This window comes from Streptomyces sp. NPDC036815 (assembly GCF_055609205.1).
The window spans coordinates 211,438-228,992 of sequence record NZ_JBVJPW010000005.1; the positions used below are offsets into that span (position 1 = coordinate 211,438).

At 65.9% G+C, this 17,555-nt stretch carries 31 protein-coding genes; all 31 read left to right on the plus strand.

The window, feature by feature from the left end; genetic code table 11:
• Positions 1-193 precede the first annotated feature (193 nt).
• The 31 genes from rpsJ (at position 194) to truA (ending at position 17,537) form a co-directional block, all read left to right on the plus strand.
• Positions 194-502 (plus strand): 30S ribosomal protein S10, encoded by a 309-nt coding sequence (rpsJ, locus tag ACZ69I_RS14020; protein ID WP_003948644.1) that lies wholly within the window; start codon positions 194-196, stop codon positions 500-502.
• A 14-nt stretch (positions 503-516) separates the two neighbouring features.
• Entirely contained in the window at positions 517-1,161 is a 645-nt protein-coding gene (rplC, locus tag ACZ69I_RS14025) for a 50S ribosomal protein L3 (protein ID WP_055564825.1), read from the plus strand.
• Positions 1,162-1,169: 8 nt separating this feature from the next.
• Positions 1,170-1,823 carry a 50S ribosomal protein L4 gene (rplD, locus tag ACZ69I_RS14030; protein WP_389714788.1) on the plus strand — a complete coding sequence of 218 codons (654 nt, stop codon included), beginning with the start codon at positions 1,170-1,172 and terminating at the stop codon, positions 1,821-1,823.
• On the plus strand, positions 1,823-2,242 hold the full coding sequence (rplW, locus tag ACZ69I_RS14035; RefSeq protein ID WP_055564827.1) for a 50S ribosomal protein L23: 420 nt from the start codon (positions 1,823-1,825) through the stop codon (positions 2,240-2,242). The genes rplD and rplW overlap by 1 nt, the downstream gene beginning before the upstream one ends.
• A 39-nt stretch (positions 2,243-2,281) precedes the next feature.
• Positions 2,282-3,118, plus strand: coding sequence for a 50S ribosomal protein L2 (gene rplB / locus ACZ69I_RS14040; RefSeq protein ID WP_361716676.1), 837 nt, complete (start codon positions 2,282-2,284; stop codon positions 3,116-3,118).
• Positions 3,119-3,130: 12 nt separating this feature from the next.
• A complete protein-coding gene (rpsS, locus tag ACZ69I_RS14045) occupies positions 3,131-3,412 on the plus strand; it encodes a 30S ribosomal protein S19 (RefSeq protein ID WP_356251643.1) in 282 nt (93 codons plus the stop codon).
• Between the two features lie 42 nt (positions 3,413-3,454).
• Positions 3,455-3,802, plus strand: a complete 348-nt coding sequence (gene rplV / locus ACZ69I_RS14050) for a 50S ribosomal protein L22 (protein WP_361716672.1) — start codon at positions 3,455-3,457, stop codon at positions 3,800-3,802.
• Complete coding sequence (rpsC, locus tag ACZ69I_RS14055; protein WP_125514476.1) at positions 3,802-4,644, plus strand: 30S ribosomal protein S3; 843 nt, start codon at positions 3,802-3,804, stop codon at positions 4,642-4,644. Before rplV ends, rpsC begins: the two co-directional genes overlap by 1 nt.
• A gap of 5 nt (positions 4,645-4,649) precedes the next feature.
• The gene (gene rplP, locus ACZ69I_RS14060) at positions 4,650-5,069 is read left to right on the plus strand and encodes a 50S ribosomal protein L16 (RefSeq protein ID WP_030782563.1); all 420 of its coding nucleotides are present in this window, start codon (positions 4,650-4,652) and stop codon (positions 5,067-5,069) included.
• On the plus strand, positions 5,069-5,293 hold the full coding sequence (rpmC, locus tag ACZ69I_RS14065; RefSeq protein WP_127912615.1) for a 50S ribosomal protein L29: 225 nt from the start codon (positions 5,069-5,071) through the stop codon (positions 5,291-5,293). Before rplP ends, rpmC begins: the two co-directional genes overlap by 1 nt.
• Positions 5,293-5,580, plus strand: coding sequence for a 30S ribosomal protein S17 (gene rpsQ / locus ACZ69I_RS14070; RefSeq protein WP_150171090.1), 288 nt, complete (start codon positions 5,293-5,295; stop codon positions 5,578-5,580). Before rpmC ends, rpsQ begins: the two co-directional genes overlap by 1 nt.
• A 128-nt stretch (positions 5,581-5,708) precedes the next feature.
• Positions 5,709-6,077: a 50S ribosomal protein L14 gene (rplN, locus tag ACZ69I_RS14075; protein ID WP_003974257.1), complete on the plus strand. Its 369-nt coding sequence runs from the start codon at positions 5,709-5,711 to the stop codon at positions 6,075-6,077.
• A 2-nt stretch (positions 6,078-6,079) separates the two neighbouring features.
• On the plus strand, positions 6,080-6,403 hold the full coding sequence (gene rplX / locus ACZ69I_RS14080) for a 50S ribosomal protein L24 (RefSeq protein WP_016645174.1): 324 nt from the start codon (positions 6,080-6,082) through the stop codon (positions 6,401-6,403).
• Positions 6,403-6,960, plus strand: a complete 558-nt coding sequence (gene rplE, locus ACZ69I_RS14085; protein WP_062775145.1) for a 50S ribosomal protein L5 — start codon at positions 6,403-6,405, stop codon at positions 6,958-6,960. Before rplX ends, rplE begins: the two co-directional genes overlap by 1 nt.
• 5 nt (positions 6,961-6,965) lie before the next feature.
• Positions 6,966-7,151: a type Z 30S ribosomal protein S14 gene (locus tag ACZ69I_RS14090; RefSeq protein ID WP_003956452.1), complete on the plus strand. Its 186-nt coding sequence runs from the start codon at positions 6,966-6,968 to the stop codon at positions 7,149-7,151.
• A 222-nt stretch (positions 7,152-7,373) separates the two neighbouring features.
• The gene (gene rpsH / locus ACZ69I_RS14095) at positions 7,374-7,772 is read left to right on the plus strand and encodes a 30S ribosomal protein S8 (protein ID WP_018528360.1); all 399 of its coding nucleotides are present in this window, start codon (positions 7,374-7,376) and stop codon (positions 7,770-7,772) included.
• Between the two features lie 21 nt (positions 7,773-7,793).
• A complete protein-coding gene (rplF, locus tag ACZ69I_RS14100; protein WP_362363444.1) occupies positions 7,794-8,333 on the plus strand; it encodes a 50S ribosomal protein L6 in 540 nt (179 codons plus the stop codon).
• 3 nt (positions 8,334-8,336) lie between these two features.
• A complete protein-coding gene (rplR, locus tag ACZ69I_RS14105; RefSeq protein WP_055564833.1) occupies positions 8,337-8,720 on the plus strand; it encodes a 50S ribosomal protein L18 in 384 nt (127 codons plus the stop codon).
• A gap of 41 nt (positions 8,721-8,761) precedes the next feature.
• The gene (rpsE, locus tag ACZ69I_RS14110; protein WP_055553512.1) at positions 8,762-9,364 is read left to right on the plus strand and encodes a 30S ribosomal protein S5; all 603 of its coding nucleotides are present in this window, start codon (positions 8,762-8,764) and stop codon (positions 9,362-9,364) included.
• Entirely contained in the window at positions 9,364-9,546 is a 183-nt protein-coding gene (gene rpmD / locus ACZ69I_RS14115; protein ID WP_030567278.1) for a 50S ribosomal protein L30, read from the plus strand. The genes rpsE and rpmD overlap by 1 nt, the downstream gene beginning before the upstream one ends.
• Position 9,547: 1 nt before the next feature.
• Positions 9,548-10,003 (plus strand): 50S ribosomal protein L15, encoded by a 456-nt coding sequence (rplO, locus tag ACZ69I_RS14120; protein ID WP_098244248.1) that lies wholly within the window; start codon positions 9,548-9,550, stop codon positions 10,001-10,003.
• Between the two features lie 224 nt (positions 10,004-10,227).
• Complete coding sequence (gene secY / locus ACZ69I_RS14125) at positions 10,228-11,541, plus strand: preprotein translocase subunit SecY (RefSeq protein ID WP_467670442.1); 1,314 nt, start codon at positions 10,228-10,230, stop codon at positions 11,539-11,541.
• Complete coding sequence (locus tag ACZ69I_RS14130; RefSeq protein WP_467670440.1) at positions 11,541-12,194, plus strand: adenylate kinase; 654 nt, start codon at positions 11,541-11,543, stop codon at positions 12,192-12,194. The genes secY and ACZ69I_RS14130 overlap by 1 nt, the downstream gene beginning before the upstream one ends.
• Positions 12,195-12,309: 115 nt before the next feature.
• The gene (gene map, locus ACZ69I_RS14135) at positions 12,310-13,146 is read left to right on the plus strand and encodes a type I methionyl aminopeptidase (RefSeq protein ID WP_467670438.1); all 837 of its coding nucleotides are present in this window, start codon (positions 12,310-12,312) and stop codon (positions 13,144-13,146) included.
• A 184-nt stretch (positions 13,147-13,330) separates the two neighbouring features.
• Positions 13,331-13,552, plus strand: a complete 222-nt coding sequence (gene infA / locus ACZ69I_RS14140) for a translation initiation factor IF-1 (protein WP_003948620.1) — start codon at positions 13,331-13,333, stop codon at positions 13,550-13,552.
• Between the two features lie 58 nt (positions 13,553-13,610).
• Complete coding sequence (gene rpmJ / locus ACZ69I_RS14145) at positions 13,611-13,724, plus strand: 50S ribosomal protein L36 (protein WP_003948619.1); 114 nt, start codon at positions 13,611-13,613, stop codon at positions 13,722-13,724.
• A gap of 206 nt (positions 13,725-13,930) precedes the next feature.
• Positions 13,931-14,311 carry a 30S ribosomal protein S13 gene (gene rpsM, locus ACZ69I_RS14150; protein ID WP_030782528.1) on the plus strand — a complete coding sequence of 127 codons (381 nt, stop codon included), beginning with the start codon at positions 13,931-13,933 and terminating at the stop codon, positions 14,309-14,311.
• A gap of 65 nt (positions 14,312-14,376) precedes the next feature.
• Complete coding sequence (rpsK, locus tag ACZ69I_RS14155; protein ID WP_003948617.1) at positions 14,377-14,781, plus strand: 30S ribosomal protein S11; 405 nt, start codon at positions 14,377-14,379, stop codon at positions 14,779-14,781.
• 115 nt (positions 14,782-14,896) lie between these two features.
• Positions 14,897-15,919, plus strand: coding sequence for a DNA-directed RNA polymerase subunit alpha (locus ACZ69I_RS14160; protein ID WP_016645160.1), 1,023 nt, complete (start codon positions 14,897-14,899; stop codon positions 15,917-15,919).
• A gap of 134 nt (positions 15,920-16,053) precedes the next feature.
• Positions 16,054-16,542 (plus strand): 50S ribosomal protein L17, encoded by a 489-nt coding sequence (rplQ, locus tag ACZ69I_RS14165; RefSeq protein ID WP_470832295.1) that lies wholly within the window; start codon positions 16,054-16,056, stop codon positions 16,540-16,542.
• A gap of 140 nt (positions 16,543-16,682) precedes the next feature.
• Positions 16,683-17,537: a tRNA pseudouridine(38-40) synthase TruA gene (truA, locus tag ACZ69I_RS14170; RefSeq protein ID WP_467670434.1), complete on the plus strand. Its 855-nt coding sequence runs from the start codon at positions 16,683-16,685 to the stop codon at positions 17,535-17,537.
• Positions 17,538-17,555: the final 18 nt, after the last annotated feature.

Consider the following 17,555-nt stretch of genomic DNA (forward strand, 5'->3'; position numbering starts at 1 on the left):
GCTCGGCCAGGCGCCCGGTGGGTTTCTTCCCCCGGACCCGCGGTCATCTGGGCCGCAGCCCCTAGCAGGGATTCTCCTTCGGGAGAACTGTGTGAGCGGGACTGCGACACGCCCGACCGCGTGGGTCGGAGGAAGTAGAAAAAAGGGCCTCCCGGGAGCCAGAGCGTTCGAGACGAAGGACTACTAAGTAGCCATGGCGGGACAGAAGATCCGCATCCGGCTCAAGGCCTACGACCACGAGGTCATCGATTCCTCGGCGAAGAAGATCGTCGAGACGGTGACGCGTACTGGTGCGTCGGTCGCGGGCCCGGTGCCGCTGCCCACTGAGAAGAACGTGTACTGCGTCATCAAGTCGCCGCACAAGTACAAGGACTCGCGCGAGCACTTCGAGATGCGCACGCACAAGCGCCTGATCGACATCCTCGACCCGACCCCCAAGACCGTTGACTCGCTGATGCGCCTGGACCTTCCGGCCGGCGTTGACATCGAGATCAAGCTCTGAAGGGCGCGGAGAAGATGACCAAGCAGATCAAGGGCATCCTGGGCGAGAAGCTCGGCATGACCCAGGTCTGGGACGAGAACAACCGTGTCGTCCCGGTGACCGTGGTCAAGGCCGGACCCTGCGTCGTTACCCAGGTCCGTACGAATGACAGCGACGGCTACGAGTCGGTCCAGATCGCCTTCGGCGAGATCGACCCGCGCAAGGTGAACAAGCCCCTCAAGGGCCACTTCGCCAAGGCCGACGTGACCCCCCGTCGCCACCTCGTCGAGATCCGTACCGCTGGTGCCAGCGAGTACACCCTCGGCCAGGAGCTGACTGCCGAGACGTTCGAGGCCGGTATCAAGGTCGACGTCACCGGCAAGAGCAAGGGCAAGGGCTTCGCCGGTGTGATGAAGCGTCACAACTTCGCCGGCGGCAAGGCCTCCCACGGTGCCCACCGCGTGCACCGCAAGCCCGGTTCCATCGGTGGCTGCGCCACGCCCGGCCGTGTGTTCAAGGGCCAGCGCATGGCCGGTCGCATGGGCAGCGAGCGGGTCACCACCCAGAACCTGACCGTCCACGCCGTTGACGCGGAGAAGGGCCTGCTCCTCATCAAGGGCGCGGTTCCTGGTCCGAACGGCGGCCTCGTCCTGGTCCGTACTGCGGCCAAGGGGGCCTGAGGTAACCCATGAGCACCATTGACATCCTTTCGCCGGCAGGCGACAAGACCGGGACGGTCGAGCTCCCCGCGGAGATCTTCGACGTCGAGAAGATCAGCATTCCGCTGATCCACCAGGTCGTCGTCGCTCAGCTGGCCGCTGCCCGCCAGGGCACGCACAAGACCAAGCGTCGCGGCGAAGTCCGCGGTGGCGGCAAGAAGCCGTACCGCCAGAAGGGCACCGGCCGCGCGCGCCAGGGTTCGACCCGTGCGCCGCAGTTCGCCGGCGGTGGCGTCGTCCACGGCCCGCAGCCGCGTGACTACTCGCAGCGCACGCCCAAGAAGATGAAGGCTGCCGCTCTGCGTCACGCCCTCACCGACCGGGCGCGCAACTCGCGCATCCACGTCGTCTCCGACGTGGTCGCGGGCGAGATCTCGACGAAGGCCGCGAAGAGCCTGCTCGGCAAGGTCAGTGAGCGCAAGAACGTGCTCCTGGTCATCGAGCGCTCGGACGAGACCGCGCTGCTCTCCGCCCGTAACCTGCCCCAGGTGCACATCCTGGAGCCGGGCCAGCTGAACACGTACGACGTGCTCGTCTCGGACGACGTGGTCTTCACCAAGGCCGCCTTCGAGTCCTTCGTGTCTGGCCCCAAGGCCGATGAGACCGAAGGGAGCGAAGCCTGATGGCTATTCGTCACCAGAGCATCGCGTCCAAGGCTGCGAAGGCCGCCAAGGCCGCGCGCGTCGCCAAGGCGAAGCGCATCGCGACCGAGGGCAAGATCGCTGTTGAGCCCACCCCGCTGAGCAAGTCCTTCTCGGACCCGCGCGACGTCCTCGTCAAGCCGGTTGTCTCGGAGAAGTCGTACGCGCTGCTCGACGAGGGCAAGTACACGTTCATCGTGGCCCCCGGCGCCAACAAGACCCAGATCAAGCAGGCCGTCGAGGCGGTCTTCTCGGTCAAGGTCACCGGCGTCAACACGATCAACCGTCAGGGCAAGCGGAAGCGCACGCGCACCGGGTTCGGCAAGCGCGCCGACACCAAGCGCGCGATCGTGACCCTTGCTGAGGGCGACCGTATCGACATCTTCGGCCAGGCCTCCTAACGGAGCGCCCTGGTCCGAATATCGGACGAGGACTGAGAAATGGGAATCCGCAAGTACAAGCCGACTACGCCGGGCCGTCGTGGCTCCAGCGTCGCCGACTTCGTCGAGGTAACGCGGTCCACGCCGGAGAAGTCGCTGGTTCGCCCGCTGCACAGCAAGGGCGGCCGTAACAACGCCGGTCGGATCACCGTTCGCCACCAGGGTGGCGGACACAAGCGCGCCTTCCGCGTGATCGACTTCCGTCGTCACGACAAGGACGGTGTGCCGGCCAAGGTCGCGCACATCGAGTACGACCCCAACCGCACCGCGCGCATCGCGCTGCTGCACTACGCGGACGGCGAGAAGCGCTACATCCTCGCCCCGCGCGGCACGCAGCAGGGTGACCGGATTGAGAGCGGCCCCGGTGCCGACATCAAGCCCGGCAACAACATGGCGCTGCGCAACATCCCGGTCGGTACGACGCTCCACGCCATCGAGCTGCGGCCCGGCGGCGGCGCGAAGTTCGCCCGCTCGGCCGGTGCCTCGGTGCAGCTGCTCGCGAAGGAAGGCGCCATGGCGCACCTTCGTATGCCGTCCGGCGAGATCCGTCTCGTCGACGTGCGCTGCCGCGCCACCATCGGTGAGGTCGGCAACGCCGAGCAGTCGAACATCAACTGGGGCAAGGCCGGCCGCATGCGCTGGAAGGGCGTCCGCCCGACCGTGCGTGGTGTCGTGATGAACCCGGTCGACCACCCGCACGGTGGTGGTGAAGGCAAGACCTCCGGTGGTCGTCACCCGGTCTCGCCGTGGGGTCAGAAGGAGGGTCGTACTCGTGATCGCAACAAGGCGAGCAACAAGTACATCGTCCGTCGCCGCAAGTCGAACAAGAAGCGCTAGGAGCGGGTTTAGATGCCGCGCAGTCTCAAGAAGGGGCCCTTCGTCGACGACCACCTCGTGAAAAAGGTGGACGTGCAGAACGAAGCCGGTTCCAAGAACGTCATCAAGACCTGGTCCCGTCGCTCGATGATCATTCCCAGCATGCTGGGTCACACGATCGCGGTGCACAACGGCAAGACCCACATCCCGGTGTTCGTCACCGAGTCGATGGTCGGCCACAAGCTCGGCGAGTTCTCGCCGACTCGCACCTTCCGCGGCCACGTCAAGGACGACCGGAAGTCGAAGCGCCGCTAGCGCGGGGTGGAAACGACTATGACTAACACCGAAGGGACAACCATGGAAGCCAGGGCCCAGGCGCGGTACATCCGCGTCACGCCCATGAAGGCCCGCCGCGTGGTGGACCTCATCCGTGGCATGGATGCCACGGAGGCTCAGGCGGTCCTGCGTTTCGCCCCGCAGGCCGCGAGCGTGCCGGTCGGCAAGGTGCTGGACAGCGCCATTGCCAACGCCGCGCACAACTACGACCACAACGACGCCTCTTCGCTGGTCATCAGCGAGGCGTACGTGGATGAGGGCCCGACCCTGAAGCGGTTCCGTCCGCGTGCTCAGGGCCGTGCCTACCGGATCCGTAAGCGGACCAGCCACATCACCGTGGTCGTCAGCAGCAAGGAAGGAACCCGGTAATGGGCCAGAAGGTAAACCCGCACGGGTTCCGGCTCGGTGTCACGACCGACTTCAAGTCGCGTTGGTACGCCGACAAGCTGTACAAGGACTACGTCAAGGAAGACGTCGCCATCCGTCGGATGATGACGTCCGGCATGGAGCGCGCCGGCATCTCAAAGGTGGAGATCGAGCGCACCCGTGACCGCGTGCGTGTGGACATCCACACCGCTCGTCCGGGCATCGTCATCGGCCGCCGTGGCGCCGAGGCCGACCGCATCCGCGGTGACCTCGAGAAGCTCACGGGCAAGCAGGTCCAGCTGAACATCCTCGAGGTCAAGAACCCCGAGGTCGACGCTCAGCTCGTGGCCCAGGCCGTGGCGGAGCAGCTGTCCTCCCGCGTCTCCTTCCGTCGCGCCATGCGTAAGAGCATGCAGTCGGCGATGAAGGCGGGCGCCAAGGGCATCAAGATCCAGTGTGGCGGCCGTCTCGGCGGCGCCGAGATGTCGCGCTCGGAGTTCTACCGCGAGGGCCGCGTGCCCCTGCACACGCTCCGTGCCAACGTCGACTACGGCTTCTTCGAGGCCAAGACGACCTTCGGCCGCATCGGCGTGAAGGTCTGGATCTACAAGGGCGACGTCAAGAACATCGCCGAGGTCCGCGCCGAGAACGCCGCTGCCCGTGCGGGTAACCGCCCGGCCCGTGGCGGCGGCAACGACCGCCCGGCCCGTGGTGGCCGTGGTGGCGAGCGTGGCGGCCGCGGCCGCAAGCCGCAGCAGCAGTCCGCGCCGGCTGCCGAGGCCCCCAAGGCCGACGCTCCCGCCGCCGCTGCCGCTCCGGCTGAGAGCACCGGAACGGAGGCCTGACCGAAATGCTGATCCCCCGTAGGGTCAAGCACCGCAAGCAGCACCACCCCAAGCGCCGCGGTCAGGCCAAGGGTGGTACGACGGTCGCATTCGGCGAGTACGGCATTCAGGCCCTCACGCCGGCGTACGTGACCAACCGCCAGATCGAGGCGGCTCGTATCGCGATGACCCGCCACATCAAGCGTGGCGGCAAGGTCTGGATCAACATCTACCCGGACCGCCCCCTCACCAAGAAGCCTGCCGAGACCCGCATGGGTTCCGGTAAGGGTTCTCCGGAGTGGTGGGTCGCGAACGTTCACCCGGGACGGGTGATGTTCGAGCTGTCGTACCCGAACGAGAAGATTGCTCGTGAGGCGCTCACCCGCGCTGCTCACAAGCTTCCGATGAAGTGCCGCATCGTCCGGCGCGAGGCAGGTGAGTCGTGATGTCGGCCGGTACCAAGGCGTCCGAGCTGCGCGAACTGGGCGACGAGGAGCTTGTCAACAAGCTTCGCGAAGCCAAGGAAGAGCTGTTCAACCTCCGCTTCCAGGCGGCGACGGGTCAGCTCGAGAACCACGGTCGGCTCAAGGCCGTCCGTAAGGACATCGCGCGGATCTACACCCTGATGCGTGAGCGCGAGCTGGGCATCGAGACGGTGGAGAGCGCCTGATGAGCGAGAGCAACGTGACTGAAGAGACGAAGGCCGCCCGCGGCTTCCGCAAGACCCGTCAGGGTCTTGTCGTCAGCGACAAGATGGACAAGACCGTCGTCGTCGCTGTCGAGGACCGCGTGACCCACGCGCTGTACGGCAAGGTCATCCGCCGTACGAACAAGCTCAAGGCGCACGACGAGCAGAACGCTGCCGGCGTCGGCGACCGCGTCCTCCTGATGGAGACGCGTCCGCTGTCGGCGACCAAGCGCTGGCGCATCGTCGAGATCCTCGAGAAGGCCAAGTAGGTAATTCCCGCAAGGGGATTCCAACAAGTACAGCTCCCAGGGGTATCCCTCGGAGTTCGTTCCGCCAGGCTCCCGGGGCAGTTCACTGAACTGCCCCGGGGGAACCGGCAGACAAACAGGAGATAGACGTGATCCAGCAGGAGTCGCGACTGCGCGTCGCCGACAACACGGGTGCGAAGGAAATTCTCACCATCCGTGTTCTCGGTGGCTCGGGTCGCCGCTACGCGGGCATCGGTGACGTCATCGTCGCCACCGTCAAGGACGCGATCCCCGGTGGCAACGTGAAGAAGGGTGACGTCGTCAAGGCGGTCATCGTTCGCACCGTCAAGGAGCGCCGCCGTCCGGACGGCTCGTACATCCGCTTCGACGAGAACGCCGCCGTCATTCTGAAGAACGACGGCGACCCTCGCGGCACCCGTATCTTCGGCCCTGTCGGCCGTGAGCTGCGCGAGAAGAAGTTCATGAAGATCATCTCGCTCGCGCCGGAGGTGCTGTAAGCATGAAGATCAAGAAGGGCGACCTGGTCCAGGTCATCACCGGTAAGGACAAGGGCAAGCAGGGCAAGGTCATTGCCGCTTACCCGCGCGACGAGCGCGTCCTGGTCGAGGGTGTCAACCGGGTCAAGAAGCACACGAAGGCCGGCCCGACCGCCAGCGGCTCGCAGGCCGGCGGCATCGTGACCACCGAGGCCCCCGTCCACGTCTCCAACGTCCAGCTGGTCGTGGAGAAGGACGGCAACAAGGTTGTCACGCGTGTCGGTTACCGCTTCGACGACGAGGGCAACAAGATCCGCGTTGCCAAGCGGACGGGTGAGGACATCTGATGACGACCACCACCACTCCGCGTCTCAAGACGAAGTACCGCGAGGAGATCGCGGGCAAGCTGCGTGAGGAGTTCTCGTACGAGAACGTCATGCAGATCCCCGGCCTGGTCAAGATCGTGGTCAACATGGGTGTCGGCGACGCCGCCCGTGACTCGAAGCTGATCGACGGCGCCATCCGCGACCTGACCACGATCACCGGTCAGAAGCCGGCCGTGACGAAGGCCCGGAAGTCCATCGCGCAGTTCAAGCTGCGCGAGGGTCAGCCGATCGGCTGCCACGTCACGCTCCGTGGCGACCGCATGTGGGAGTTCCTGGACCGCACCCTGTCGCTCGCGCTGCCGCGCATCCGCGACTTCCGTGGTCTGTCCCCCAAGCAGTTCGACGGCCGTGGCAACTACACCTTCGGTCTCACGGAGCAGGTCATGTTCCACGAGATCGACCAGGACAAGATCGACCGCGTCCGGGGTATGGACATCACCGTGGTCACCACGGCGACCAACGACGCTGAGGGCCGTGCGCTCCTTCGTCACCTCGGCTTCCCGTTCAAGGAGGCGTAAGCGAGATGGCGAAGAAGGCTCTGATTGCCAAGGCTGCTCGTAAGCCCAAGTTCGGTGTGCGTGCGTACACCCGCTGCCAGCGCTGCGGCCGCCCGCACTCCGTCTACCGCAAGTTCGGCCTCTGCCGCGTGTGCCTTCGTGAGATGGCTCACCGTGGCGAGCTCCCGGGCGTGACCAAGAGCTCCTGGTAGTCCCCACCTTTTCGAAGGTTTTCGGGACTGCCTGGATCTCTCGGTAAGTAAAGGGTTGGCAGCCGCCCTCCTCCGTATGGCTTAGGCTAGGAGGGTTGGGCGTCTGCCGCCCTGACCGACTTACTACGCCGTAGGTCCCCGCGCCGCACCCGTCCCGCCTCTGAGTGGGGAGAGGGATGGCGCAGATAGGAAACCACGGCGAGAGAGGCCGAAGGCCAATTCATGACCATGACTGATCCGATCGCGGACATGCTGACTCGTCTGCGTAACGCGAACTCGGCGTACCACGACACCGTGGCGATGCCGCACAGCAAGATCAAGTCTCACATCGCGGAGATCCTCCAGCAGGAGGGCTTCATCACGGGCTGGAAGGTCGAGGACGCCGAGGTTGGCAAGAACCTCGTTCTCGAGCTGAAGTTCGGCCCGAACCGTGAGCGCTCCATCGCGGGCATCAAGCGGATCTCCAAGCCCGGTCTCCGGGTTTACGCGAAGTCCACCAACCTGCCGAAGGTCCTCGGCGGCCTCGGCGTGGCGATCATCTCCACGTCGCACGGTCTCCTGACCGGCCAGCAGGCAGGCAAGAAGGGCGTAGGTGGGGAAGTCCTCGCCTACGTCTGGTAGTCGGGAACGGAGGAATAGCTAATGTCGCGTATTGGCAAGCTCCCCATCACGGTTCCCGCCGGCGTGGACGTCACCATCGACGGCCGTACGGTCGCTGTGAAGGGCCCCAAGGGTTCCCTTTCGCACACCGTTGTCGCGCCGATCGAGATCGCTAAGGACGAGGACGGCGTTCTGAACGTCACCCGTCCGAACGACGAGCGTCAGAACAAGGCCCTGCACGGCCTGTCCCGCACGCTGGTGGCGAACATGATCACCGGCGTGACCCAGGGTTACGTGAAGAAGCTCGAAATCAGCGGTGTCGGTTACCGCGTCCTCGCGAAGGGCTCCAACCTGGAGTTCTCGCTGGGCTACAGCCACCCGATCCTGGTCGAGGCCCCCGAGGGCATCACCTTCAAGGTGGAGTCCGCGACCCGTTTCTCGGTCGAGGGCATCGACAAGCAGAAGGTCGGCGAGGTTGCGGCCAACATCCGCAAGCTGCGCAAGCCCGACCCGTACAAGGCCAAGGGCGTCAAGTACGAAGGCGAAGTCATCCGCCGCAAGGTCGGAAAGGCGGGTAAGTAAGCCATGGCATACGGTGTCAAGATTGCTAAGGGCGACGCTTACAAGCGTGCTGCCATCAAGCGTCGTCACATCCGCATCCGTAAGCACATCTCGGGTACGGCTGAGCGTCCGCGCCTGGTCGTGACGCGCTCCAACCGCCACATCGTGGCCCAGGTCATCGACGACATCAAGGGTCACACCCTGGCGTCGGCGTCGACCCTGGACACCACGATCCGCGGTGCCGAGGGCGACAAGTCCGCGGCTGCCAAGTCGGTCGGCGCCCTGGTCGCCGAGCGCGCCAAGGCCGCCGGTGTCGAGACTGTCGTGTTCGACCGTGGTGGTAACCAGTACGCCGGGCGCATCGCCGCCCTGGCGGACGCCGCCCGCGAAGCCGGACTCAAGTTCTGAGTCGGTTCCGTAGCTAGCGGAAACAGAGAGAGGTAATTCCAATGGCTGGACCCCAGCGCCGCGGTGGCGGTGCCGGTGGCGGCGAGCGGCGGGACCGGAAGGGTCGCGACGGTGGCGCTGCCGCCGAGAAGACCGCATACGTTGAGCGCGTTGTCGCGATCAACCGTGTCGCCAAGGTTGTGAAGGGTGGTCGTCGCTTCAGCTTCACTGCGCTGGTCGTAGTGGGCGATGGTGACGGCACCGTGGGTGTCGGTTACGGCAAGGCCAAGGAGGTGCCGGCCGCCATCGCCAAGGGTGTTGAGGAGGCCAAGAAGCACTTCTTCAAGGTCCCCCGTATCCAGGGCACCATCCCGCACCCCATCCAGGGCGAGAAGGCCGCGGGCGTCGTCCTGCTCAAGCCTGCTTCCCCCGGTACCGGTGTTATCGCCGGTGGCCCGGTGCGTGCCGTGCTCGAGTGCGCGGGCGTTCACGACATCCTGTCGAAGTCCCTGGGCTCCGACAACGCGATCAACATCGTGCACGCGACCGTGGCGGCCCTCAAGGGCCTGCAGCGTCCCGAGGAGATCGCGGCTCGCCGTGGTCTGCCCCTCGAGGACGTCGCCCCCGCGGCTCTCCTTCGTGCGCGTGCGGGAGCGGGTGCGTAATGGCACAGCTCAAGATCACGCAGACGAAGTCGTACATCGGCAGCAAGCAGAACCACCGCGACACCCTGCGTTCCCTTGGTCTCAAGGGCATCAACACGCAGGTCGTCAAGGAGGACCGCCCCGAGTTCCGCGGCATGGTGCAGACCGTCCGCCACCTCGTGACGGTTGAGGAGGTCGACTGACATGGCGGAGCAGAACCCGCTGAAGGTCCACAACCTCCGGCCCGCCCCGGGCGCCAAGACCGCCAAGACCCGTGTGGGTCGTGGTGAGGCGTCCAAGGGTAAGACCGCTGGTCGTGGTACCAAGGGCACCAAGGCCCGTTACCAGGTTCCGGAGCGCTTCGAGGGTGGCCAGATGCCCCTCCACATGCGTCTCCCGAAGCTCAAGGGCTTCAAGAACCCGTTCAAGACCGAGTTCCAGGTCGTGAACCTCGACAAGCTGAGCGCGCTGTTCCCCGAGGGTGGCGAGGTCACCGTCGAGGCCCTCGTGGCCAAGGGTGCGGTTCGCAAGAACAGCCTCGTCAAGGTCCTCGGCCAGGGTGAGGTCACCGTGGCGCTGCAGGTGACGGTCGACGCCGTCTCCGGCTCCGCCAAGGAGAAGATCACCGCCGCCGGCGGTACCGTCACCGAGCTCGTCTGATTCCCTCGGACGTGTCGATGACATGAGCGATTCCCAGCCGGGGATGCCCCACAAAAGGGGCATCCCCGGTTGGTCGTTCCAAGGGGGGCACGGTCGCCGGTAAGGTGGCGTGCACTGTCTAAGCTCCGTGCGGCCTGGCCGCACGGTTTTCTTGACTGATACGTATTCGTCGAACCTCAGACCACCACCTCTGGCGCACGCGCGCGGGGGTCGCAGGAGGCACCGTGCTCACCGCGTTCGCCCGGGCGTTCAAGACGCCCGACCTGCGCAAGAAGCTGCTCTTCACGCTCGGCATCATCGTGATCTACCGGGTGGGTACGCATGTGCCGATCCCCGGTATCGACTACAAGAACGTCCAGACCTGCATCGACAACGCGAATGCGAACCAGGGTCTGTTCGGTCTCGTCAACATGTTCAGCGGTGGCGCGCTGCTGCAGATCACGATCTTCGCGCTCGGCATCATGCCGTACATCACGGCGAGCATCATTCTGCAGCTGCTGACCGTGGTGATCCCGCGACTCGAGGCCCTCAAGAAGGAGGGCCAGGCCGGCACAGCGAAGATCACGCAGTACACGCGCTATCTGACCATCGCGCTCGCGATCCTGCAGGGCACCGGCCTGGTGGCCACCGCCCGCACCGGCTCCCTCTTCTCGGGCTGCCCCGTCGCCAGCGAGATCGTTCCCGACCAGTCGATCTTCGTCACCATCACGATGGTCATCACGATGACCGCCGGTACGGCCTGTGTCATGTGGCTCGGTGAGCTCATCACCGACCGCGGCATCGGCAACGGCATGTCCATCCTGATGTTCATCTCGATCGCCGCCACCTTCCCCAGCGCCCTCTGGGCGATCAAGCAGCAGGGCGACCTGGCGGGCGGCTGGATCGAGTTCGGCACCGTGATCGCGGTCGGTCTGGTCATGGTCGGTCTGGTGGTCTTCGTCGAGCAGGCGCAGCGCCGCATTCCGGTCCAGTACGCGAAGCGCATGATCGGCCGCCGGTCCTACGGCGGAACGTCGACGTACATTCCGCTGAAGGTCAATCAGGCGGGCATCATCCCTGTGATCTTCGCCTCCTCACTGCTCTACATTCCGGCCCTGGTCGCCCAGTTCGCGGGCGGCAACTCGGGATGGAAGACGTGGATCGAGGCGAACCTGACCAAGGGTGACCATCCGATTTACATCGCCACGTACTTCATCCTGATCGTCTTCTTCGCCTTCTTCTACGTCGCGATCTCCTTCAACCCCGAGGAAGTCGCCGACAACATGAAGAAGTATGGTGGCTTCATCCCGGGCATCCGGGCTGGCCGCCCGACCGCTGAGTACCTGAGTTACGTACTCAACCGGATCACGTGGCCGGGTTCGCTGTATCTGGGACTGATCGCTCTTGTGCCGACGATGGCGTTGGTGGGCTTCCAGGCAAACCAGAACTTCCCGTTCGGCGGGACGAGCATCCTCATCATCGTGGGTGTGGGTCTGGAAACCGTGAAGCAGATCGAGAGCCAGCTCCAGCAGCGCAATTACGAAGGGTTCCTCCGCTGATGCGAATCGTCCTCGTCGGGCCGCCCGGTGCGGGCAAGGGAACGCAGGCCGCGTTCCTCGCCAAGAACCTGTCGATCCCGCACATCTCCACGGGCGACCTCTTCCGTGCCAACATCAGCCAGGGCACGGAGCTGGGCAAGCAGGCGAAGGCGTACATGGACGCCGGAAACCTCGTTCCCGACGAGGTGACCATCGGCATGGCGAAGGACCGCATGGCGCAGCCGGACGCCGAGAACGGCTTCCTGCTCGACGGTTTCCCGCGCAACGTGTCGCAGGCCGAGGCGCTCGACGTGGCCCTCAAGGCCGACGACGTGAAGCTCGACGCGGTCCTGGACCTCGAGGTCCCCGAGGACGAGGTCGTCAAGCGCATCGCGGGCCGCCGCATCTGCCGCAACGACTCGAGCCACGTCTTCCACGTGACGTACTCCCAGCCGAAGGCCGAGGGCGTCTGCGACGTCTGTGGCGGCGAGCTATACCAGCGCGAGGACGACAGCGAGGACACCGTCCGCAAGCGCCTCGAGGTCTACCACACGCAGACCGAGCCGATCATCGACTACTACCGGACCCAGGGTCTGGTCGTCACGATCTCCGCGCTCGGCAAGGTGGACGAGGTCACGGAGCGCGCGATGGACGCCCTCAAGGGCGACAAGTAATCAGTACGCTGTTCGGCCGCGGTGCCCGTCGGGGGACCGCGGCCGTACTGTTGTCTACGTACCCGGCGCGAGTACGTAGCCGGTTTGTCGACGGATGACGGAGAGCGGAAGTCCCATGGTGCAGATCAAGACCCCCGAGCAGATCGCGAAGATGCGTGAGGCGGGCCTTGTCGTCGCCGCGATCCACGCCGCGACCCGTGAGGCCGCGGTGCCCGGCGCCACCACGAAGGATCTGGACGACGTCGCCCGCAAGGTGATCGCCGAGCACGGCGCGAAGTCGAACTTCCTCGGGTACGGCGGCTTCCCCGCCACGATCTGCACCTCGGTCAACGAGGTCGTCGTGCACGGCATCCCCGACGACAAGACCGTCCTGAAGGACGGCGACATCATCTCCATCGACGCGGGCGCGATCATCGACGGCTGGCACGGTGACGCGGCCTACACGGCGTTCGTGGGCACCGGTCACGCTCCGGAGCTCGTCGAGCTCTCCCGGGTGACCGAGGAGTCGATGTGGGCCGGCATCGCGGCCATGAAGCAGGGCAACCGCCTCATCGACATCTCGCGCGCCATCGAGACGTACATCCGCCGCCAGCCCAAGCCGGGCGGCGGCAAGTACGGGATCGTCGAGGACTACGGCGGCCACGGCATCGGCACCGAGATGCACATGGACCCGCACCTCCTGAACTACGTCGAGCGCCGCCGCGGCAAGGGCCCCAAGCTGGTCCCCGGCTTCTGCCTGGCCATCGAGCCGATGGTCTCCCTCGGCACCCCCCGCACGGAGGTCCTGGAGGACGACTGGACCGTCATCACGACGGACGGCACCTGGTCCTCGCACTGGGAGCACTCCATCGCGCTGACGGAGGAGGGCCCGCTGGTCCTCACGGCACCGGACTGCGGCAGGGCGAAGCTGGCGGAGTACGGGGTCACGGCCGCGCCGGATCCGCTGGGCTGAGCCTTGATTTCCGCGGTGTGCGGCAGTGGCGCCTCCTTGCTTAAGGATCTTGCTCGTGGGGCAGACTTTCTCGATTCGTCTTTCCGAGTGCACTGACGTAGACTGACGCGTCGGCTCTCGTGCATCCGTGTGTCTGCATTCGGTGTACGAAGTCGATCAAGGTAGTCGATTCGAAGGGCGAAGCGTGGCCAAGAAGCAAGGTGCCATCGAGATCGAAGGCACTGTCGTCGAGTCTCTTCCGAACGCCATGTTCAAGGTGGAGCTCCAGAACGGCCACCAGGTCCTGGCACACATCAGTGGCAAGATGCGCATGCACTACATCCGCATCCTCCCTGACGACCGGGTCGTGGTGGAGCTGTCTCCGTACGACCTGACCCGTGGCCGGATCGTCTACCGGTACAAGTAGATCTTGCCCGCATCCCGCTCGCGCGGGGTGGTGGCACTGACCCGGAGAACCTCACCCAATGAAGGTCAAGCCGAGCGTCAAGAAGATCTGCGACAAGTGCAGGGTGATCCGCCGTCACGGCCGGGTCATGATCATCTGCGACAACCCGCGCCACAAGCAGCGCCAGGGCTGACGCACGACTGCAGTTCGCAGATTTTCGCGCGACGCACGTAAGTAGATACGCAGGACCCGTCCCTCTTCAGATCCATCGGTAATGGAGGGCGACACCCCCGGTCGGAGGCCGGGGACCCAGTACGTACCGACCCTTTTCCAGCAAGAGGGGACGGCGGCTGGGAGTGGTTCTGCTGAAGACCTCCGAAGAATCAACAGGAGCCATGAATGGCACGCGTTGAAGGTGTTGACCTCCCGCGCGAGAAGCGCATCGAGGTCGCCCTCACCTACGTGTTCGGCATCGGCCGCACGCTGGCCCAGCAGACGCTGGACGCCACCGAGGTGGACCGCAACACCCGCGTCCGTGATCTGACCGAGGAAGACCTCGTCAAGATCCGTGAGTACGTGGACGCCAACATCAAGACCGAGGGTGACCTCCGTCGCGAGATCCAGGCCGACATCCGCCGCAAGGTCGAGATCGGTTGCTACCAGGGTCTCCGTCACCGTCGTGGTCTGCCGGTCCGCGGTCAGCGCACCAGCACGAACGCCCGCACCCGCAAGGGCCCGCGTCGCGCCATCGCCGGTAAGAAGAAGCCGGGCAAGAAGTAGTCCTCGCTCAGCGGTCTATCGACAGCTGACGCTGCAGGACCGACCACCTCCCGTAGGAGTTATAGATGCCCCCCAAGGGTCGTCAGGGCGCTGCCAAGAAGGTGCGCCGCAAGGAAAAGAAGAACGTTGCCCACGGGCACGCTCACATCAAGAGCACGTTCAACAACACGATCGTGTCCATCACGGACCCGACCGGCAACGTGATCTCGTGGGCCTCCGCCGGCCACGTCGGCTTCAAGGGCTCGCGCAAGTCCACGCCGTTCGCCGCGCAGATGGCTGCCGAGTCGGCCGCCCGCCGCGCGCAGGAGCACGGCATGCGCAAGGTCGACGTGTTCGTCAAGGGTCCCGGCTCCGGCCGTGAGACCGCGATCCGCTCCCTCCAGGCCACCGGCCTCGAGGTCGGCTCGATCCAGGACGTGACGCCCACGCCGCACAACGGCTGCCGTCCGCCCAAGCGCCGCCGCGTCTGACGCACGGTTGTCTTAGGTTTTCGGGCGGTACGGCTCTTCGGAGGCGTGCCGCCCGTACCCTTGAAATACCTCAGGGCATCAAATAGTGGGTGCCCCTGACTGAAGGAATCACTTCATGCTGATCGCTCAGCGTCCCTCGTTGACCGAAGAGGTCGTCGACGAATTCCGCTCCCGGTTCGTGATCGAGCCGCTGGAGCCGGGCTTCGGCTACACCCTCGGCAACTCCCTGCGCCGCACGCTCCTCTCGTCGATCCCCGGCGCTGCTGTCACCAGCATCCGCATCGACGGTGTCCTGCACGAGTTCACCACCGTGCCGGGCGTCAAGGAGGATGTCACCGACCTGATCCTCAACATCAAGCAGCTGGTCGTCTCCTCGGAGCACGACGAGCCGGTCGTGATGTACCTGCGCAAGCAGGGCCCGGGTCTGGTCACCGCCGCCGACATCGCGCCCCCGGCCGGTGTCGAGGTGCACAACCCCGACCTCGTCCTCGCCACGCTCAACGGCAAGGGCAAGCTGGAGATGGAGCTGACCGTCGAGCGCGGTCGCGGCTACGTCTCCGCCGTGCAGAACAAGCAGGTCGGCCAGGAGATCGGCCGCATTCCGGTCGACTCGATCTACTCGCCGGTCCTCAAGGTCACGTACAAGGTCGAGGCCACGCGTGTCGAGCAGCGCACCGACTTCGACAAGCTGATCGTCGACGTCGAGACCAAGCAGGCGATGCGTCCCCGTGACGCCATGGCCTCCGCCGGCAAGACGCTGGTCGAGCTCTTCGGTCTCGCCCGTGAGCTCAACATCGACGCCGAGGGCATCGACATGGGCCCGTCCCCCACGGACGCCGCTCTCGCCGCTGATCTCGCCCTGCCGATCGAGGAGCTCGAGCTCACCGTTCGGTCGTACAACTGCCTCAAGCGCGAGGGCATCCACTCCGTGGGTGAGCTCGTCGCCCGTTCCGAGGCGGACCTGCTCGACATTCGCAACTTCGGTGCGAAGTCGATCGACGAGGTCAAGATGAAGCTCAATGGCATGGGCCTTGCGCTGAAGGACTCGCCTCCCGGCTTCGACCCGACCGCTGCCGCTGACGCCTTCGGGGCTGACGACGACGCGGACGCGGGCTTCGTCGAGACCGAGCAGTACTGACCTCGGGACTGACGGTCTGAGTTTGGCTGCGCGCGCGTTTCGGTTGCTCGCGCAGTTCCCCGCGCCCCTTACGGGGCGCGGTCCACTGACCCCGGTACCTGATACGGCCGGGGCAGATCACTAGGAGAAACACCATGCCGAAGCCCACCAAGGGTGCCCGTCTGGGCGGCAGCGCCGCGCACGAGAAGCTCCTGCTGGCGAACCTCGCCAAGCAGCTCTTCGAGTACGGCCGCATCACCACCACCGAGGCGAAGGCCCGTCGTCTGCGTCCCTACGCGGAGCGTCTGGTCACCAAGGCGAAGAAGGGTGACCTTCACAACCGCCGCCAGGTGCTGTCCGTCATCACCGACAAGAGCATCGTGCACACGCTCTTCACGGAGATCGGCCCGCGCTACGAGAACCGCCCCGGTGGTTACACCCGCATCACCAAGATCGGTAACCGTCGTGGCGACAACGCGCCCATGGCGATCATCGAGCTGGTCGAGGCCCTGACCGTGGCCCAGGAGGCCACCGGTGAGGCCGAGGCCGCCACGAAGCGCTCCGCCAAGGACGCCGAGACCGCCGACGCCAAGGTCGACACGGTCAAGGCCGACGAGGCCGCCGAGGAGTCGAAGGACGCGTAAGCGTTCTGCTGGGGACCGCGCGTCGTCGGCTGCGGCCTCGCCGTGGCTCGTCGCGCGGTTCCCCGCGCCCCTTCAGGGCGTCGCGGGTCCGCCCCTTACCGGGGTGGGCCCGCATTTTTGTTGCCTGAGAGGAACCACGAGTGAGTGACGAAGTAGAGCCCGGGTTCGTGCGGGTGCGCCTTGACCTGTCGTACGACGGCAAGGACTTCTCCGGCTGGGCCAAGCAGCGGCAGGGGCAGCGGACCGTCCAGGGGGAGATCGAGACGGCGCTGCGGACCGTGACGCGGTCGCAGGAGACGTACGAGCTGACCGTGGCCGGGCGGACCGACAGCGGGGTGCACGCGCGGGGGCAGGTCGCCCACGTCGATCTGCCCGAGAGCGTGTGGGCCGAGCACAGCGACAAGCTGCTGCGCAGGCTCGCCGGACGGCTTCCGCACGACGTGCGGGTGTGGAAGGTGGCCGAGGCGCCCGCCGGGTTCAACGCGCGGTTCGCCGCCGTGTGGCGGCGCTACGCCTACCGCGTGACCGACCACCCGGGCGGCGTCGACCCGCTGCTGCGCGGCCATGTGCTGTGGCACGACTGGGAGTTGGACCTCGACGCGATGAACGCCGCCGCGGAGCACCTGGTCGGGGAACACGACTTCGCCGCCTACTGCAAGAAGCGCGAGGGCGCCACGACCATCCGTACGCTGCAGGAACTGCGCTGGGAGCGGCGGCCCGACGGAATCCTCGAAGCCACCGTGCGGGCCGACGCCTTCTGCCACAACATGGTGCGGTCGCTGGTCGGCGCCATGCTGTTCGTGGGGGACGGGCACCGGCCCGTGGACTGGCCGGGGAAGGTGCTCGAAGCGGGGGTGCGGGACTCCGCCGTGCATGTGGTGCGCCCGCACGGGCTCACCCTGGAGGAGGTCGGCTATCCCGCCGACGAGCTGCTCGCCGCGCGCAGCAGGGAAGCCAGGAACAAGCGGACGCTGCCCGGGGCCGGGTGCTGCTGAGCCCCGGCCGGGCGACGG

What these genes read in the sequence shown, in the direction of transcription:
- rpsC (WP_125514476.1), top strand. Translation starts at nt 3,802, where the DNA reads ATGGGCCAGAAGGTAAACCCGCACGGGTTCCGGCTCGGTGTCACGACC.
- map (WP_467670438.1), top strand. Translation starts at nt 12,310, where the DNA reads ATGGTGCAGATCAAGACCCCCGAGCAGATCGCGAAGATGCGTGAGGCG.
- rplW (WP_055564827.1), top strand. Translation starts at nt 1,823, where the DNA reads ATGGCTATTCGTCACCAGAGCATCGCGTCCAAGGCTGCGAAGGCCGCC.
- rplC (WP_055564825.1), top strand. Translation starts at nt 517, where the DNA reads ATGACCAAGCAGATCAAGGGCATCCTGGGCGAGAAGCTCGGCATGACC.
- rpmJ (WP_003948619.1), top strand. Translation starts at nt 13,611, where the DNA reads ATGAAGGTCAAGCCGAGCGTCAAGAAGATCTGCGACAAGTGCAGGGTG.
- rplQ (WP_470832295.1), top strand. Translation starts at nt 16,054, where the DNA reads ATGCCGAAGCCCACCAAGGGTGCCCGTCTGGGCGGCAGCGCCGCGCAC.
- rplD (WP_389714788.1), top strand. Translation starts at nt 1,170, where the DNA reads ATGAGCACCATTGACATCCTTTCGCCGGCAGGCGACAAGACCGGGACG.
- rpsJ (WP_003948644.1), top strand. Translation starts at nt 194, where the DNA reads ATGGCGGGACAGAAGATCCGCATCCGGCTCAAGGCCTACGACCACGAG.
- rpsH (WP_018528360.1), top strand. Translation starts at nt 7,374, where the DNA reads ATGACCATGACTGATCCGATCGCGGACATGCTGACTCGTCTGCGTAAC.
- rpmC (WP_127912615.1), top strand. Translation starts at nt 5,069, where the DNA reads ATGTCGGCCGGTACCAAGGCGTCCGAGCTGCGCGAACTGGGCGACGAG.
- rpsS (WP_356251643.1), top strand. Translation starts at nt 3,131, where the DNA reads ATGCCGCGCAGTCTCAAGAAGGGGCCCTTCGTCGACGACCACCTCGTG.
- rplE (WP_062775145.1), top strand. Translation starts at nt 6,403, where the DNA reads ATGACGACCACCACCACTCCGCGTCTCAAGACGAAGTACCGCGAGGAG.
- rplB (WP_361716676.1), top strand. Translation starts at nt 2,282, where the DNA reads ATGGGAATCCGCAAGTACAAGCCGACTACGCCGGGCCGTCGTGGCTCC.
- rplO (WP_098244248.1), top strand. Translation starts at nt 9,548, where the DNA reads ATGGCGGAGCAGAACCCGCTGAAGGTCCACAACCTCCGGCCCGCCCCG.
- rplF (WP_362363444.1), top strand. Translation starts at nt 7,794, where the DNA reads ATGTCGCGTATTGGCAAGCTCCCCATCACGGTTCCCGCCGGCGTGGAC.
- rplX (WP_016645174.1), top strand. Translation starts at nt 6,080, where the DNA reads ATGAAGATCAAGAAGGGCGACCTGGTCCAGGTCATCACCGGTAAGGAC.
- rpsE (WP_055553512.1), top strand. Translation starts at nt 8,762, where the DNA reads ATGGCTGGACCCCAGCGCCGCGGTGGCGGTGCCGGTGGCGGCGAGCGG.
- ACZ69I_RS14160 (WP_016645160.1), top strand. Translation starts at nt 14,897, where the DNA reads ATGCTGATCGCTCAGCGTCCCTCGTTGACCGAAGAGGTCGTCGACGAA.
- rplV (WP_361716672.1), top strand. Translation starts at nt 3,455, where the DNA reads ATGGAAGCCAGGGCCCAGGCGCGGTACATCCGCGTCACGCCCATGAAG.
- rpmD (WP_030567278.1), top strand. Translation starts at nt 9,364, where the DNA reads ATGGCACAGCTCAAGATCACGCAGACGAAGTCGTACATCGGCAGCAAG.
- rpsK (WP_003948617.1), top strand. Translation starts at nt 14,377, where the DNA reads ATGCCCCCCAAGGGTCGTCAGGGCGCTGCCAAGAAGGTGCGCCGCAAG.
- rpsM (WP_030782528.1), top strand. Translation starts at nt 13,931, where the DNA reads ATGGCACGCGTTGAAGGTGTTGACCTCCCGCGCGAGAAGCGCATCGAG.
- ACZ69I_RS14090 (WP_003956452.1), top strand. Translation starts at nt 6,966, where the DNA reads ATGGCGAAGAAGGCTCTGATTGCCAAGGCTGCTCGTAAGCCCAAGTTC.
- rpsQ (WP_150171090.1), top strand. Translation starts at nt 5,293, where the DNA reads ATGAGCGAGAGCAACGTGACTGAAGAGACGAAGGCCGCCCGCGGCTTC.
- rplP (WP_030782563.1), top strand. Translation starts at nt 4,650, where the DNA reads ATGCTGATCCCCCGTAGGGTCAAGCACCGCAAGCAGCACCACCCCAAG.
- rplR (WP_055564833.1), top strand. Translation starts at nt 8,337, where the DNA reads ATGGCATACGGTGTCAAGATTGCTAAGGGCGACGCTTACAAGCGTGCT.
- ACZ69I_RS14130 (WP_467670440.1), top strand. Translation starts at nt 11,541, where the DNA reads ATGCGAATCGTCCTCGTCGGGCCGCCCGGTGCGGGCAAGGGAACGCAG.